Genomic DNA, 13,333 nt, shown 5'->3' with positions numbered 1-13,333 from the left:
TCAGTTCTCCTGACAGGGCCGTGCCCCGTCGCGTAGCCAACGTTCCACAAGCATCACGCCCACCGCCCCGGCCATGCCGGCGAACAGCGCCCGTGCGTATTCCTGCCGCTGCAGCGCCCGCGCCGCGAGGGTGCCGGCGCACAGCGCGGTGCCGCCCTGCAGGGCATGGCGCGCCACCCGCCGCAGGTCGGGCTGCCCGCTGGCATCCTGGAAGGCGGACAGGCAGGCGCTGGTAACGAAGCCCTTGGCGAAGTTGGCGTCATTCCACCCCGCCCCGCGCACCACCGGATAGGCTTTCATGCCCCCGGCTCCGTGGCGGGCGCAGGCCGGGTGGCCTTGCGCGGGTGGGCGGCGGGTTTCTTCGCCGCCGCGGCCTTGTTCGCGGCGGGCCGGCGCGCGGCCTTGGGCACCACGACGGGCACCGGCGCCGGTTCGGCCGTTGGCGGTTCTTCGGCGGTTCTCGCCGCCTTGCCGCGGCGGATCAGGCGCAGGGCGACGGCCCCGGCCACCACCCCTGCGGCGAAGGAAATCAGTGGCTGCATGGTCAGTTCTCCTCTTCAGGGTGTGCAGGGTGTGCAGGATTTGCGCGCTGGTGTTTCCACAGGTAGACACCGCCGCCGCCGACGGCCACGCCGGCCAGCAGCACCGGGTTGACGCGCCGCAGCAAGGGGCCGGCCAGGCCCAGCAGGCCGCCCTGGCCGCTGAGGTGGGCGATCAGGTATTCGGTGAAATCGGAAATCGGGCCATGGCTGGCGTAGGCCTCCTGCGGCGGAACGCCCTTGCCGGCGTGGTAGCGCTCCTGGTCGAAGGCATCGATGGCCGCCTCGCGGAACGCCGCCAGGTGGTTGGCGGAAGCGGCGGCCTGCAGGTCGAGGAACACCCGGCGCACCTCGGGTTGGCGCACGTGGGCCAGCAGGTAGTCGTAGAGGCGGACGTTGGCGCTCTCGCCCACCACCGCGCGCATGCAGTTGGCCAGCCAGGTCGGCTCGATGGCGGTCTCCGCCGGGAAGGGGTCTAGCGGCCGGGGAATGCCGAACCGCGCGGCCAACGCCGACAGCGTCTGGATGTGCCGTTCCTGGTCGCGCAGCACGGCGGGGAACGGCGGTCGCTCACCGAACGCCTCCACCACCCGGGCGTAGAAACTGCGCGCGGCGTATTCGTCGTACAGGGCGATGCGCACCGCCTGGTGCAGGATCGGGAAGGGCGCGGCGGGTTGCAGCTGGCGCCCGCGCAGGATCGGCTCGTCATAGTTGCGCATCGACGATCTCCCGGTAGCTGTCGAGCAGGATGTCTTCCAGGATGCGGGCCGCCGGCGAGCGGGTACCAGCAAGAAGATCGCCCCAGGCCTGCTCGGGAATGATCCGCGGGTCGTACTCCACGGCACAGGAACGCGCTAGCGGGTTGAGCCGCAGAGAACGCACGCCGGGAATGCGTGCGGCGATGTCATCGACCTTGCGCAAGGCGCCACGCTCCGGCAGGCGGGCGGCGGAAGGCAACTCCAGGTCCACCAGCTTCAGGCGAATACGCCCGGGAATGTGATGAACCACGCGAACCTTCGGCAAGAGCGCGAGGAGCGTTTCGAATCCGACCATCCCGATACCTCCCTCAAAGGCGGCTCGAAAATTCCCGAAGACAGTCGGAGATCACTCTCAAACGATTCGGAAGGGGCTGATCGACAATTCGATGATTCTTCGAATTCGCCGGCCCTCGTGGCTCACGCTAGTTCTACGCAAATGATTCGCAATTGACGGCGATCAAATAAGCACGTTGGGTGGCGGGGATTTCGGATGTAAGGCGGGGTGGGAGCGAAAGCCGGGCGGGGACTATCCGTGCCACCGGGGCGGCCGGCGTGGTCGGGGAATCCAATCGCGGACGGAGTCCGCTCCTACATCCGTGCGTCCCAGGGGTCTCGATGCCTACCTGTAGGAGCGCGCCCTGCGCGCGATTCGCGAGCAGGGCCCGCTCCTACAATGGGAATGACGTGGGTGGTCTGTCTTGCAGGCCGCGCCGAGGCGCTCTTCGTAGGAGCGAGCTTGCTCGCGAACGGGGTTTCCCGGTGGTGTAGGTGCTGGGTTCAAGAGCGCCCTCTCCCCAACCCTCTCCCGCAAGCGGGAGAGGGGGCTGTCCTGAGTGGCGTTGAAGTCGGGCACCATCCTTCCATCCCGTCACTCCCGCAAACGCGAGAGCCCAGAAAACAGCCCCCTCCCCATCCCCACACAAACCCACCAGCAAAAAAAAGCCGCCCCTGGCGGAGCGGCTGGAAGGACGTTGAATTGAGCAATCACGATTTAATCAACGTCAGGAGCAGGGATTCGGGAAGAACCGCTACGCAGCGGGCCGAATCGGATGGGTAATACGTTAACGACCAGCCGGCCTCAGATAAATTCCCTGTCCTGGGAAACACCTTCAGCGAAAACGTAACAATCTGCGGGGAACTCTTGGGGAAGCTGCGATCATCGCGCGGCAACTTCCCCAAGAGAGCGGCGCATCAGAGGATCGACAGCGGATAGTCGACGATCAGCCGCAGTTCGTTGTTGTCGGCCTCGGCCTGGTCGGCGTTGCCGCGGTGGAAGGCCTGGCGCACACGGAAGGACAGGTCCTTGGCCGGGCCGGACTGGACCACGTACTTGGCTTCCACGTCGGTTTCGTGGTGGCTGCCGTCGCTGCCATAGCCGTAGCCGCGGTACGGGCTGTCGGCGGCCATGTGCTCGCCGTTGATGTTGGTGCCGTTGATGTAGCGGGCCATGAAGCTCAGGCCGGGCACGCCGTAGGTGTCCATCGCCAGGTCGTAGCGGGCCTGCCAGCTGCGCTCGCCCGGGCCGTTGAAGTCGGAGTACTGCACCGAGTTGGCCAGGAAGATCGAGTCGCCGGCGGCGCCCGCGCCGTTGTCGCCGAAGCCCACGTAGTCGAACGGGGTGTCGCCCTGCACCTTCTGGAAGGCCAGGGTCAGGGTGTGCGCCTGCAGGAAGGAGTAGGCGGTGGCGAACGACCAGGCGGTGTTGTCGATGCGCCCGGCCTTGGCCTGGCCGTAGTCGTTGGTGCGGTAGATGTTGAAGTCGAAGCCCAGCGACTGGTCGCCGCCCAGCGCCAGGCTGTAGTTGGCGTTGCCGTAGTACTGGCGCCAGATGTCTTCCAGCTCGGCGGCGTAGAGCGACACGCTCAGGTCCGGGGTGATGGCGTAGCGGCCGCCGACGAAGTCGGCGCTGTCGGCCTCGACGTTGGCGTAGGTGGCCCAGATGCCGCCGGTGTGGCTGGTGGTCACCGGGCTGGTGGCGGCGGTGTAGTGGCCGGCTTCCAGGTCCAGGCCCTGCAGCTCGCTGCTCATCAGCGCGAAGCCCTTGGCGGTCTGCGGCATCAGGCGGGTGCCGCCGGCGGCGAAGACCGGGGCGGTGGGCTGCATGTCGCCGAACTTCAACTCGGTCTTGGAGATGCGCACCTTCAGCGCGCCGCCGGCCTTGCCGTAGTCGTCCTCGGGGTTGCCGTGGCGGTCCACCGGGAGGTTGCCGCTGTCGGCGGTGCCGGAGCCGCCGTCGAGCTTGATGCCCAGGTAGCCGAAGGCGTCGACGCCGAAGCCGACGGTGCCCTGGGTGTAGCCGGAGCTGTAGGTGGCGAAGATGCCCTGGGTCCAGTCGCGCTGGTCGCCGGCGCCGTTCTTGCCGTCGTGGTCGTAGTAGAAGTTGCGCAGCAGCAGGTCGAGGTGGCTGTCCTCGAGGAAGCCCTTGGCGTCGGCCTGGTCGCTGACGAAGGGTTCGGCCTGGGCCAGTTGCATGGCGGCGGTGGAAACGGCGAGCACGAGCATGCTGCGTTTGAGGTGCTTCATGGAGTTGCCCCTTGAGTCTTGGAGTGCCGGCCAGTGGTAAGCGTGATGGCCGACTTTTCTTGTAGGCAGGCACAAATGTTCGGCCATGCGTAACAGTCATGGTCGAGCGAACGTAAGTTTCTGTAGTGGAAGTACTTCCGCGCCCCGCTCTATTCCCCTGGCGGAGTGGGGACATGATGCCGGATCGAAGCGCTATTTGAATCCGGATATGGACAAAGGTCTTTTAACAAATACGTAACAATTGTCAGACCTTGTCCGCGCACCATACGGCGCGCCTCAGCTCAGGCCGAGGGCTTCCAGCTGGCGCTGCAGGCGCCAGTCCATCACCTGGGCGGCGCCCATCGGGCGGCCGAAGTGGTAGCCCTGGGCGATGTCGCAGCCCAGCCGCGCCAGGGCGGTGGCCGTGGCCGCGTCCTCCACGCCTTCGGCCACCACCTGCATGCCGAAGTTGTGCCCGAGGGCGATGGTCGACTGCACGATCATGGCGTCGGAGAAGTTGTCGGCCATGCCCGAGACGAAGGTGCGGTCGATCTTCAGCACCTGCACCGGCAGGCGCTTGAGGTAGGCCAGGGACGAGTAGCCGGTGCCGAAGTCGTCGATCGACAGGGTCACCCCCAGGTCGCGGATCGCCTGCAGGCTGCGCAGGGCCATCTCCGGGTCTTCCAGCAGGGTGCCTTCGGTGACTTCCAGCTCGACCAGGGAGCCGGCGATGCCGTGGCGGGCCAGCAGGCCCTGCAGTTCGCTGACAAAGTGCGGGTTGCGCAGGTTGTTGGCGCTGATGTTCACCGCCATGCAGGTTTCCAGGCCGTGCTCGCTCCAGGCGCGCAGCTGGCGCAGGGCCTCGTCCAGCACCCAACGGGTGAGCGGGTGGATCAGCTCGGTGGATTCGGCCATGGGGATGAATTCGCCGGGCGGGATCATGCCGCGCTCGGGGTGCTCCCAGCGCAGCAGGGCCTCGAAGCCGATCACCTGGCCGTCGGCCAGGCTCACCTTGGGCTGGTAGTGCAACTGCAGCCCGCCCTCGCGGATGGCCCGCCCCAGCCAGGTGTGCAAGGCCAGGCGCTCGGGGGTGTAGGTGTCGTCGCAGCGCTGGTAGAGCAGGAAGTCGCGGCGCCCGTGCTTGGCCTGGTACATGGCGATGTCGGCGCAGCGCAGCAGGTCGCCGGGGGTGTCGCCGTGGTCCGGGTAGAGAGCCACGCCGATGCTGGCCGACAGCTCCAGCTGGATGCCGCCGGCGGACAGCGGCTGGCGCAGCACCCGGGCGATGCCCTGGCACAGCCCGGGCACGCCGCGCTCGTCGTCCAGCTCGCGGGTGATCACCGCCATCTCGTCGCCGCCCAGGCGGGCGATGCCGGCCTCCTGGGTGCGCAGCCAGGCGCCCAGGCGCGCGCCCACCTGCTGCAGCACGCCGTCGCCGTGCTGGTGGCCGAGGGTGTCGTTGACTTCCTTGAAGCGGTTCATGTCCAGCAGCAGGACGGCGAAGCGCCCGCTGCCGCGGGCGATGCGCTGCTCGATGTGGCGGCCCAGCCAGTAGCGGTTGGGCAGGCCGGTGAGCGAATCGTGGTTGGCCAGGTATTCCTGCTCGGCGAGGTAGCGCTTGCGTTCGGTGATGTCGTGCAGCACCACCAGCAACAGCGCGTTCTGCTGCCAGCTGAAGCGCGTGACGTGGGCCTCGCAGTCGAACGGCAGGCGGGTGTCGCGGCGCAGGAACTGCCACTCGCTGTCCACCTCGCGCAGCTCGCCGCTGAGCAGCCCTTCCAGGTTGGCGCGGCTGGCCACCAGCGACAGGCGCCCGTCAGGCTGGCACTCCGGCGACAGCTCCGAGGGCAGCAGGCCGATCAGGCGCTCCGGCGAGTCGACGCCGAACATGCGCGCGGCGCGTTCGTTGGTGGCGCGCACCCGGCCGTCCACGCCGATCAGCAGCACGCCGTCGTTGATGTTGGTGAACAGCTGGCGGTAGAAGCGGCCGTTCTGGCTGATCTCGCCGATCAGCCGGCGCAGCTGCCAGGCGGAAAGGCCCAGGGCCAGGGCGCAGATGGCCAGCAGCACCGCGCTGAAGCCGGCGCGCTTGAGCCAGGGCTGCAGGTAGCTGGCCGAGGCCTGGCCGACCACGGCGTGGATCGGGAAGCTCGCCGAGGGCGCGTCGGCGAACAGCGACGGCTCGCCGCTGATGCTGCGGCCCTCGACCAGGGCGAAGTCCGAGCGGCCCAGGCGCGGGAACAGCGGCGACCACTCCGGCAGGCGGCGGCCGACGGAATTCAGGGTGTCGGGGGTGCGGTAGAGCACGGTGCCGAAGTTGTCGAACATGCCGGCGTTCATGTGCTCGGCCAGGCCCAGGCGGCGCAGCAGGTCGCCGACGCGGTCGGTGTCGATCAGCGCGCCGACGCGCTGGATGCGGCCGTCGGCGCCGCGCTGGCCGACGTACATCGGCAGCAGGAAGGCACCGTTGGGGCCGCGCAGCGTGTGGCCGAAGGCCGGGCGCTCGCTGGCCGGCAGGTCGCCCAGGGCGAGCAGCGGGCGCAGGTGCTCCTCGGCCGGCTGGCCGTGGCCGTCCACGGCGTAGAGGTGGCCGTCGCGGAGCACGAACAGGTAGGTCGACACCGGGTCGTAGCGCATCGCCTGCGCCAGCTTCTCGCGCACCTGGCCGGCGTCGGCGACCTCGGCCAGGCCCTGCAGGTCCTCCGACACCGCGTAGATGCTGCCGTAGCTCTGCAGCAGCAGCGCGCTGATGTAGCCCTCCAGCGAGCGGGCCAGCGCCGAGAGGTTCTGCCGCACCTGGTCGGTGCTGCTGCGGTAGTCGCGGTACACGCTCCAGCCGCTCAGCCCGACCAGCAACGTGAGGACCAACAGCACGCCGGCATAGAAGAGCACGCCGATGCGCTGCCGGCGCGAGCCTCCCCGGGCGTGGGTGAAGACATCGAAATTGCTGGTCATGTAGATCCGTCTGTGACTGCAGCGAGAGTGTCGAACCCGGTTATGTCACTTAGCCATCATCCGATCAACCACCGGGAGGATACCGGTGCTTATCGGCAGACCGGCGGCATTCCCCAGTACCGGCCGTCGAGCGCCGGGCGGGGCGCTCTGCAACGCGCTCTGGCCGGCCGTGAAACAGGGCGACCGCAAGGCCCGGGAAATGAAGCGCGGCGGCAGCGGACACATCGAGATCGGCAGAAATACCCTGTGCATGTTTCAACTGCTCTCGCGCACCATCAGTTCGAAGCCCAGGTCCTGCACCGGCTCGGCGATCGGCCGCGCGGCGATCAGCGCCAGCAGCGTCTCGGCGGCGCGGCGGCCGATGGCCTCGCGCGGGGTACGGATGCTGGACAGGCGCGGCACCATGTAGGCCGAGCTGGGCAGGTCGTTGAAGCCGACCACGGCGACCTGCTGCGGCACCGCGATGCCCTGGCGCAACGCTTCCAGCAGGGCGCCCTGGGCCAGGTCGTCGTTGCCGAAGAAGATGCCCTCCACGTCCGGCCGCGCGGCCAGCAACTGGCGGAACAGCTCGCCGCCCAGGCCCACCGAGGACGGCCGCGGCGTCAGCATCTCCAGCGCCGGGTCGTAGCAGCCGGCCTTCTGCAGGGCGCGGCGGAAACCCTCGCCGCGCAGCAGGGTGCGCTGGTCCAGCTGCGCGCCGACGTAGGCCAGGCGCTTGCGCCCGCCGGCCAGCAGGTGTTCGGCGGCGGCCATGCCCGCGGCGATCTGCGAGAAGCCCACGCAGTGCAGGCCGGGGCTGTGGTCCAGGTCCATCATGTAGACGCAGGGCACGCCGCTGGCCTCGACCATCCGTCGCGCGCTCTCGGTGCGCTCGAAGCCGGTGAGCAGCAGGCCGCGCGGCTGGTAGGCCAGGTAGTTGCGGATCAGGTCCTCCTCTTCGTCGCGCGAGTAGTGGAAGTTGCCGATCAGCACTTCCAGGCCTTGGGGCCGCAGCACGCCGTGGATGGCCTCCAGGGTGTCGACGAACAGTTGGTTGGACAGCGACGGCACCAGCACCACCACGCTGTGGCTCTGCGCCGAGGCCAGCGCCCGCGCCGCGGGGTTGGCCACGTAGCCCAGCTCGGCGGCGGCCTCGCGGACCTTCAGCACCAGCGCCTCGGCGACGCTGCTGACGCCGCGCAGGGCGCGGGAGGCGGTGATGGGGCTGACGCCGGCGCGCTGCGCCACTTCGTTCAGGGTGGGGCGGCCACTGGCGCGGGAGTGCTTGTCGTTCTTCTTCTGTGAGGACATCGGCTGGCTTGCCAAACGAAAATCGAGGCACTAAGGTAGCGCTGTCTCGCGAGCCCGGCAATTGCCTGAAAGCCCCGGATCGCGCTGTGGCGGAAAAACCGCGGACACCATACGCAAGCACTAGAATGACAAGAAAGCGGAGGCAGCCCCATGCTTTTGGCTTCGACTTTTAAAGACAGCGCTGTCTCCCCACCGAGGTGCGATATGCTCCCCCCCATCCACGCCCTGCTGATCATGGGTGTCTCCGGTTGCGGGAAGACCAGCGTCAGCCAGGCGCTATGCCGCGCCAGCGGCGCCCACGAGATCGAAGGCGACACCTTCCACCCGGCCGAGAACATCCGCAAGATGAGCGCCGGCATCCCCCTGACCGACGACGACCGCGCCGGCTGGCTGGCCACCCTGGCCGAGCTGCTGCGCCAGGCCGTGGCCGCCGGCCGGCGCCCGGTGCTGACCTGCTCGGCGCTCAAGCTGGCCTACCGCGAACGCCTGCGCGAGGCCGTGCCGGGCCTTGGCGTGGTGTTCCTCGAACTGCCCCGCGAGGAAGCCGCGCGCCGCGTCGCCGAACGCCCCGGGCACTTCATGCCGGCGACCCTGGTGGACAGCCAGTTCGCCGCCCTGGAACCGCCCCACGACGAACCGCTGACCCTCGCCGTCGATGCCACCCTGCCGGTGGAACGCATCGTCGAGCAGGCCCTGGCCTGGTGGCGCGCCCACGAGCCGGCCTGAACCGTTTTTTGCCGCGCGCTGAAGACAGCGCTATCCCAAAACGCCCGTAAAAACAACGACAAGGGAGCCCCGCCATGTTCGGTCTGTCCCACGACACCTATCTGCTGCTGGATGCGCTGGTCACCATCATCGGCCTGATCGTGCTGATCACCCGCTTCAGGATCCACCCCTTCCTCGCCCTGATCATCGCCGCCGGCTTCCTCGGCCTGACCTCGGGCATGCCCGTGGCGCAGATCGTCAAGGCCTTCCAGGATGGCTTCGGCGGAGTGCTCGGCTTCGTCGGGGTGATCCTCGCCCTGGGCACCATGCTCGGCAAGATGATGGCCGAGTCCGGCGGCGCCGATCAGATCGCCCGCACCCTGATCGACGCCTTCGGCGAGCGCAAGGTGCACTGGGCGATGATGCTGGCGGCCTTCCTGGTGGGCATTCCGCTGTTCTTCGAGATCGGCTTCATCCTGCTGATCCCGCTGGTGTTCATCGTCGCGCGGCGCAGCGGCGTGTCGCTGATCAAGATCGGCATCCCGCTGCTGGCCGGCCTTTCCGCGGTGCACGGGCTGGTGCCGCCGCACCCGGGCCCGCTGCTGGCCATCGGCGTGTTCGGCGCCGACATCGGCAAGACCATTCTCTACGGCCTGATCGTCGCGCTGCCCACCGCGGCCATCGCCGGCCCGCTGTTCGGCGCCTGGATCGCCCGGGTGATCCCCGGCAGCCCCTCCGAGGAACTGGTGGCGCAGATCGCCCATGAGCCGGAGACCAGCAACCTGCCCAGCTTCGGCATCACCCTGCTGACCGTGCTGCTGCCGGTGTTCCTGATGCTGCTGAAGACCTTCGCCGACGTGCTGCTGCCCGACGGCCACGCCTTCCGCGCCTGGATGGACATGATCGGCCACCCGATCACCGCCCTGCTGCTGGCGCTGCTGCTGGCCCTGTACACCTTCGGCTACGCCCGCGGCTTCGGCTCGCAGCAGATTCTCAAGCTGCTCGACCAGAGCCTGGCGCCCACCGCGGCCATCGTGATGATCATCGGCGCCGGCGGCGGCTTCAAGCAGATGCTGGTGGCCAGCGGCGTGGGCGACGTGATCGGCCACCTGGCCGTGCACGCGCAGATTTCGCCGATCCTGCTGGCCTGGCTGGTGGCGGCGGTGATCCGCGTCGCCACCGGTTCCGCCACGGTCGCCACCATCACCGGCGCCGGCATCGTGGTGCCGGTGGTGGGCATGATCCCGGGGGTCAACCGCGAGCTGCTGGTGCTGGCCACCGGCGCCGGCTCGCTGATCCTCTCCCACGTCAACGACGCCGGGTTCTGGCTGGTCAAGCAGTACTTCAACATGAGCGTCGCCGAGACCTTCAAGACCTGGACGGCCATGGAGACCATCCTCTCCGTGGTCGGCCTGGTGTTCATCCTGCTGCTTTCGCTGGTGGTCTGAGGACCACCGGCTTTCCCCGTGAAAGGAGTACCGCCGATGTCCACCCGAGCCCCCGGGCGCAAGCCCTCCCCCGCCAACGACTGGCCGCGCGACTTCGACGTGCGCGAGCGCTATGCCGAGCAGCAGGAGCTGCTCGGCGAGGCCAGGGCGCCAGCCGCGCCCCGCCCATCCGGCCGCGCCCACTGAAAGCCCTTCGCCGGGCTTTCCGACGAACGCAAGCTGAAACGATTCACCTTCAGGCCGATCCAGGCTAAAAACAACATTCCGGGCGCCCTTCCCTTCTGCCCCAGCAGCGCCCGTTCCTGAGGGAGGAACCATGAGCCACAACCTCGACACCCTGTTCCCCGCCATCGACGACATCCCCGAGGCCTGGCGCCCCGACGCCCCGGTCGAGCAACGCGACTACCTGGTGAACGGCCAACTGCGCCGCTGGGACGGCCCGCTGGCGCCGGTGCGCAGCCCGATCTTCCTGAAGAGCGCCGAGGGCGAGCGCCAGGTGATCCTCGGCAGCACCCCGCTGCTGGACGCCGACGCCGCGCTGGCCGCCCTCGACGCTGCCGTGGCCGCCTACGACAACGGCCAGGGCCTGTGGCCCAACCTGCGGGTGGCCGAGCGCATCCAGCACGTGGAGACCTTCCTGGCGCGCATGCGCGAACAGCGCGAGGCGGTGGTGCGCCTGCTGATGTGGGAGATCGGCAAGAACCTCAAGGATTCGGAGAAGGAATTCGACCGCACCTGCGACTACATCGTCGACACCATAGACGCGCTCAAGGACCTGGACCGCCGCTCCAGCCGCTTCGAGCTGGAACAGGGCACCCTCGGCCAGATCCGCCGCGTGCCGCTGGGCGTGGCGCTGTGCATGGGCCCGTACAACTATCCGCTGAACGAGACCTTCACCACGCTGATCCCGGCGCTGATCATGGGCAACACCGTGGTCTTCAAGCCGGCCAAGTTCGGCGTGCTGCTGATGCGCCCGCTGCTGGAGGCCTTCCGCGACAGCTTCCCGCCGGGGGTGATCAACATCATCTACGGCCGCGGCCGCGAAACCGTCTCGGCGCTGATGGCCAGCGGCAAAGTGGACGTGTTCGCCTTCATCGGCACCCACAAGGGCGCCGCCGACCTCAAGCGCCTGCACCCGCGCCCGCACCGCCTGCGCGCGGCCCTGGGCCTGGACGCGAAGAACCCCGGCATCGTCCTGCCGCAGGTGGACCTGGACAACGCCGTGGAAGAAGCCATCACCGGCGCGCTGTCGTTCAACGGCCAGCGCTGCACCGCGCTGAAGATCCTGTTCGTCCACGAAAGCGTGCTGCAGGGCTTCCTCGACAAGTTCAGCGCGCGCCTGGCCCAGCTCAAGCCGGGCATGCCCTGGGAGCCGGGCGTGGCCCTGACGCCGCTGCCCGAGCCGGGCAAGGTGGACTACCTCAACGGCCTGCTGGCAGACGCCCTGGAGAAAGGCGCCAGGGTGATCAACGCCGGTGGCGGCCAGTCGCGCGAGAGCTTCTTCTACCCGGCGCTGCTCAGCCCGGTGACGGCACGGATGCGCCTGTACCACGAGGAGCAGTTCGGCCCGCTGGTGCCGGTGGTGCCGTACCGCGAGCTGGAGGAAGTGATCGACTACGTGCTGCAGTCCGACTACGGCCAGCAGCTGAGCCTGTTCGGCAGCGACCCCGAGCAGGTCGGCCGGCTGGTGGACGCCTTCGCCAACCAGGTCGGCCGCATCAATATCAACGCCCAGTGCCAGCGCGGCCCGGACAGCTACCCGTTCAACGGCCGCAAGAACTCCGCCGAGGGCACCCTGTCGGTGCACGACGCGCTGCGCACCTTCTCCATCCGCACCCTGGTGGCGACGCGCTTCAATGCCGCCAACAAGGCGCTGATCAGCGAGATCATCCAGGGCCGCGAGTCGAACTTCCTGACTACCGACTACATCTTCTGAAGCCTGCGCAGGCGCCGCCCTAGATACGGATCAGTGTCTCGGTCGGCGGCGCCTGCTCGTTCAGCTCCTCCACCTGCAGCGCGTAGGGACGGCGCAGGCGCAGCCGCTCGGCATCGCAGAGCAGCGGGCCCTGCGCGTCCTCGGCGCCGAAGGGATCGTCACGCAGCACGCCGGTGATGCGCCCCTGGCGGAACAGCTCGCGGATCGCCAGCAGGTTGTTCTCGCGCTGCCCGCTCAACTCGGCGAGCGAGCGCGGCTGGCTTTCGGACAGCTGGCACAGCACCGACACCAGCAGCGCCTGCGAAAGTCTGGGCCCCATGGAAGCTCCCCTGTGCAGCCATGAAAACGGTCCTGGCACTATGCGGACGAATTCTTAAAGAATGCTTATCCGGCCGTTTCCATGGCCATCGTTGGTTTCAGTCCAAACCGTTGTCGCGGTCCTGTTCCAGGCGCGCCAGGCGTTCCTCCAGGGCGGCCACGCGGGCCTCCAGTTCGAGGATGCGCGCCTCGTCCTGCACGCTGTGCTCGCCGCGCGGCGCCGGGGCGCCACGGCCACTGGCGGCGATGGCCGCCTCGCGGTCGGCGGCGCTGCCCAGCAGGTGCATGTAGCGGTCCTCGCGCTGGCCGCTCTGGCGTTCCAGCTGCACGGCGAAGCCGCGGGCGGCCAGGCGTTCCAGCTGGTGGCGGACTTCCTCGGTGTCGTCGAAGTCGTGCATGCGCATGCTGCGGGTGAGCAGCTCGTTGAGCGTCTGCGGGCCGCGCAGGAACAGCAGGCCGAGCAGCACCCACTGCGGCTTGACCAGCTCCAGCGCCTTGTCCAGGCGCTGCTCCCAGCGGTCGGCGCGGCTGCCCATCACCAGGCGCACCATCTCCAGGCCCTCCAGCTTGCGCAGGGCCTGGCCGACCTGGCCGGGGTTGAGGTCCATCACCGGCTCGCGGCTGGTCTTCTGGTTGCAGGCGGTGACCAGGGCGTTGAGCGTCAGCGGATAGGTTTCCGGCGTGGTCAGCTGCTTCTCGATCAGGCTACCGAGCACGCGGATGTCCACCGCGCTGAGGGGGTCGCGCTCGGGCAGGCTTGTGGATTCTTCGTTCATGTTGTTTCCAGAGGTCGCGTCGAGGCCCTTAGCCTAGCCGCGTCCGTCGGCTTTGGCACCCTCCATGGCGTCGCGCCTCATGCCGGGCCGCCTTGCTGGCGGCTGA

At 68.6% G+C, this 13,333-nt stretch carries 13 protein-coding genes; 4 read left to right on the top strand and 9 right to left on the bottom strand.

Features of this window, described 5'->3' with window-relative positions:
* The 7 genes from BM060_RS16935 to gntR form a co-directional block, all read right to left on the bottom strand.
* Entirely contained in the window at positions 1-300 is a 300-nt protein-coding gene (locus BM060_RS16935; RefSeq protein ID WP_074981242.1) for a hypothetical protein, read from the bottom strand.
* Positions 297-542, bottom strand: a complete 246-nt coding sequence (locus tag BM060_RS16930) for a hypothetical protein (protein ID WP_074981240.1) — start codon at positions 540-542, stop codon at positions 297-299. Before BM060_RS16930 ends, BM060_RS16935 begins: the two co-directional genes overlap by 4 nt.
* 2 nt (positions 543-544) lie before the next feature.
* The gene (locus tag BM060_RS16925; protein ID WP_074981238.1) at positions 545-1,258 is read right to left on the bottom strand and encodes a ferritin-like domain-containing protein; all 714 of its coding nucleotides are present in this window, start codon (positions 1,256-1,258) and stop codon (positions 545-547) included.
* Positions 1,245-1,592 (bottom strand): hypothetical protein, encoded by a 348-nt coding sequence (locus tag BM060_RS16920; RefSeq protein WP_074981236.1) that lies wholly within the window; start codon positions 1,590-1,592, stop codon positions 1,245-1,247. The genes BM060_RS16925 and BM060_RS16920 overlap by 14 nt, the downstream gene beginning before the upstream one ends.
* Positions 1,593-2,488: 896 nt before the next feature.
* Complete coding sequence (locus BM060_RS16915) at positions 2,489-3,820, bottom strand: OprD family porin (RefSeq protein WP_074981234.1); 1,332 nt, start codon at positions 3,818-3,820, stop codon at positions 2,489-2,491.
* Between the two features lie 276 nt (positions 3,821-4,096).
* Positions 4,097-6,754, bottom strand: coding sequence for a bifunctional diguanylate cyclase/phosphodiesterase (locus BM060_RS16910; RefSeq protein WP_074981232.1), 2,658 nt, complete (start codon positions 6,752-6,754; stop codon positions 4,097-4,099).
* Between the two features lie 255 nt (positions 6,755-7,009).
* Positions 7,010-8,044, bottom strand: a complete 1,035-nt coding sequence (gene gntR, locus BM060_RS16905; RefSeq protein WP_074981230.1) for an HTH-type transcriptional regulator GntR — start codon at positions 8,042-8,044, stop codon at positions 7,010-7,012.
* Positions 8,045-8,248: 204 nt separating this feature from the next.
* Between gntR and BM060_RS16900 the strand changes: the two genes are divergently transcribed.
* The 4 genes from BM060_RS16900 to BM060_RS16890 all read left to right on the top strand — a co-directional run bounded on the left by BM060_RS16900 (position 8,249) and on the right by BM060_RS16890 (position 12,133).
* Complete coding sequence (locus tag BM060_RS16900) at positions 8,249-8,770, top strand: gluconokinase (protein WP_074981228.1); 522 nt, start codon at positions 8,249-8,251, stop codon at positions 8,768-8,770.
* A 74-nt stretch (positions 8,771-8,844) separates the two neighbouring features.
* Positions 8,845-10,197, top strand: coding sequence for a GntP family permease (locus tag BM060_RS16895; RefSeq protein ID WP_009613115.1), 1,353 nt, complete (start codon positions 8,845-8,847; stop codon positions 10,195-10,197).
* A 36-nt stretch (positions 10,198-10,233) separates the two neighbouring features.
* Complete coding sequence (locus BM060_RS32990) at positions 10,234-10,383, top strand: hypothetical protein (protein WP_167858389.1); 150 nt, start codon at positions 10,234-10,236, stop codon at positions 10,381-10,383.
* Between the two features lie 130 nt (positions 10,384-10,513).
* Positions 10,514-12,133, top strand: coding sequence for an NADP-dependent glyceraldehyde-3-phosphate dehydrogenase (locus BM060_RS16890; RefSeq protein ID WP_074981226.1), 1,620 nt, complete (start codon positions 10,514-10,516; stop codon positions 12,131-12,133).
* A gap of 19 nt (positions 12,134-12,152) precedes the next feature.
* On the opposite strand, the gene BM060_RS16885 is transcribed toward BM060_RS16890, so the two are convergent.
* Complete coding sequence (locus BM060_RS16885) at positions 12,153-12,452, bottom strand: hypothetical protein (protein ID WP_074981224.1); 300 nt, start codon at positions 12,450-12,452, stop codon at positions 12,153-12,155.
* A 97-nt stretch (positions 12,453-12,549) separates the two neighbouring features.
* A complete protein-coding gene (locus tag BM060_RS16880) occupies positions 12,550-13,227 on the bottom strand; it encodes a YceH family protein (protein WP_074981223.1) in 678 nt (225 codons plus the stop codon).
* Positions 13,228-13,333: the final 106 nt, after the last annotated feature.

It is taken from the genome of Pseudomonas citronellolis, assembly GCF_900112375.1.
In the GTDB taxonomy this organism is placed as follows: Bacteria; Pseudomonadota; Gammaproteobacteria; order Pseudomonadales; family Pseudomonadaceae; genus Pseudomonas; species Pseudomonas citronellolis.
This window is presented reverse-complemented; position numbering and strand designations above follow the sequence as displayed.

Excerpts from the sequence above, each read along its gene's own strand:
- BM060_RS16935 (WP_074981242.1), bottom strand. The coding sequence starts at position 300 with ATGAAAGCCTATCCGGTGGTGCGCGGGGCGGGGTGGAATGACGCCAAC.
- BM060_RS16930 (WP_074981240.1), bottom strand. The coding sequence starts at position 542 with ATGCAGCCACTGATTTCCTTCGCCGCAGGGGTGGTGGCCGGGGCCGTC.
- BM060_RS16925 (WP_074981238.1), bottom strand. The coding sequence starts at position 1,258 with ATGCGCAACTATGACGAGCCGATCCTGCGCGGGCGCCAGCTGCAACCC.
- BM060_RS16920 (WP_074981236.1), bottom strand. The coding sequence starts at position 1,592 with ATGGTCGGATTCGAAACGCTCCTCGCGCTCTTGCCGAAGGTTCGCGTG.
- BM060_RS16915 (WP_074981234.1), bottom strand. The coding sequence starts at position 3,820 with ATGAAGCACCTCAAACGCAGCATGCTCGTGCTCGCCGTTTCCACCGCC.
- BM060_RS16910 (WP_074981232.1), bottom strand. The coding sequence starts at position 6,754 with ATGACCAGCAATTTCGATGTCTTCACCCACGCCCGGGGAGGCTCGCGC.
- gntR (WP_074981230.1), bottom strand. The coding sequence starts at position 8,044 with ATGTCCTCACAGAAGAAGAACGACAAGCACTCCCGCGCCAGTGGCCGC.
- BM060_RS16900 (WP_074981228.1), top strand. The coding sequence starts at position 8,249 with ATGCTCCCCCCCATCCACGCCCTGCTGATCATGGGTGTCTCCGGTTGC.
- BM060_RS16895 (WP_009613115.1), top strand. The coding sequence starts at position 8,845 with ATGTTCGGTCTGTCCCACGACACCTATCTGCTGCTGGATGCGCTGGTC.
- BM060_RS32990 (WP_167858389.1), top strand. The coding sequence starts at position 10,234 with ATGTCCACCCGAGCCCCCGGGCGCAAGCCCTCCCCCGCCAACGACTGG.
- BM060_RS16890 (WP_074981226.1), top strand. The coding sequence starts at position 10,514 with ATGAGCCACAACCTCGACACCCTGTTCCCCGCCATCGACGACATCCCC.
- BM060_RS16885 (WP_074981224.1), bottom strand. The coding sequence starts at position 12,452 with ATGGGGCCCAGACTTTCGCAGGCGCTGCTGGTGTCGGTGCTGTGCCAG.
- BM060_RS16880 (WP_074981223.1), bottom strand. The coding sequence starts at position 13,227 with ATGAACGAAGAATCCACAAGCCTGCCCGAGCGCGACCCCCTCAGCGCG.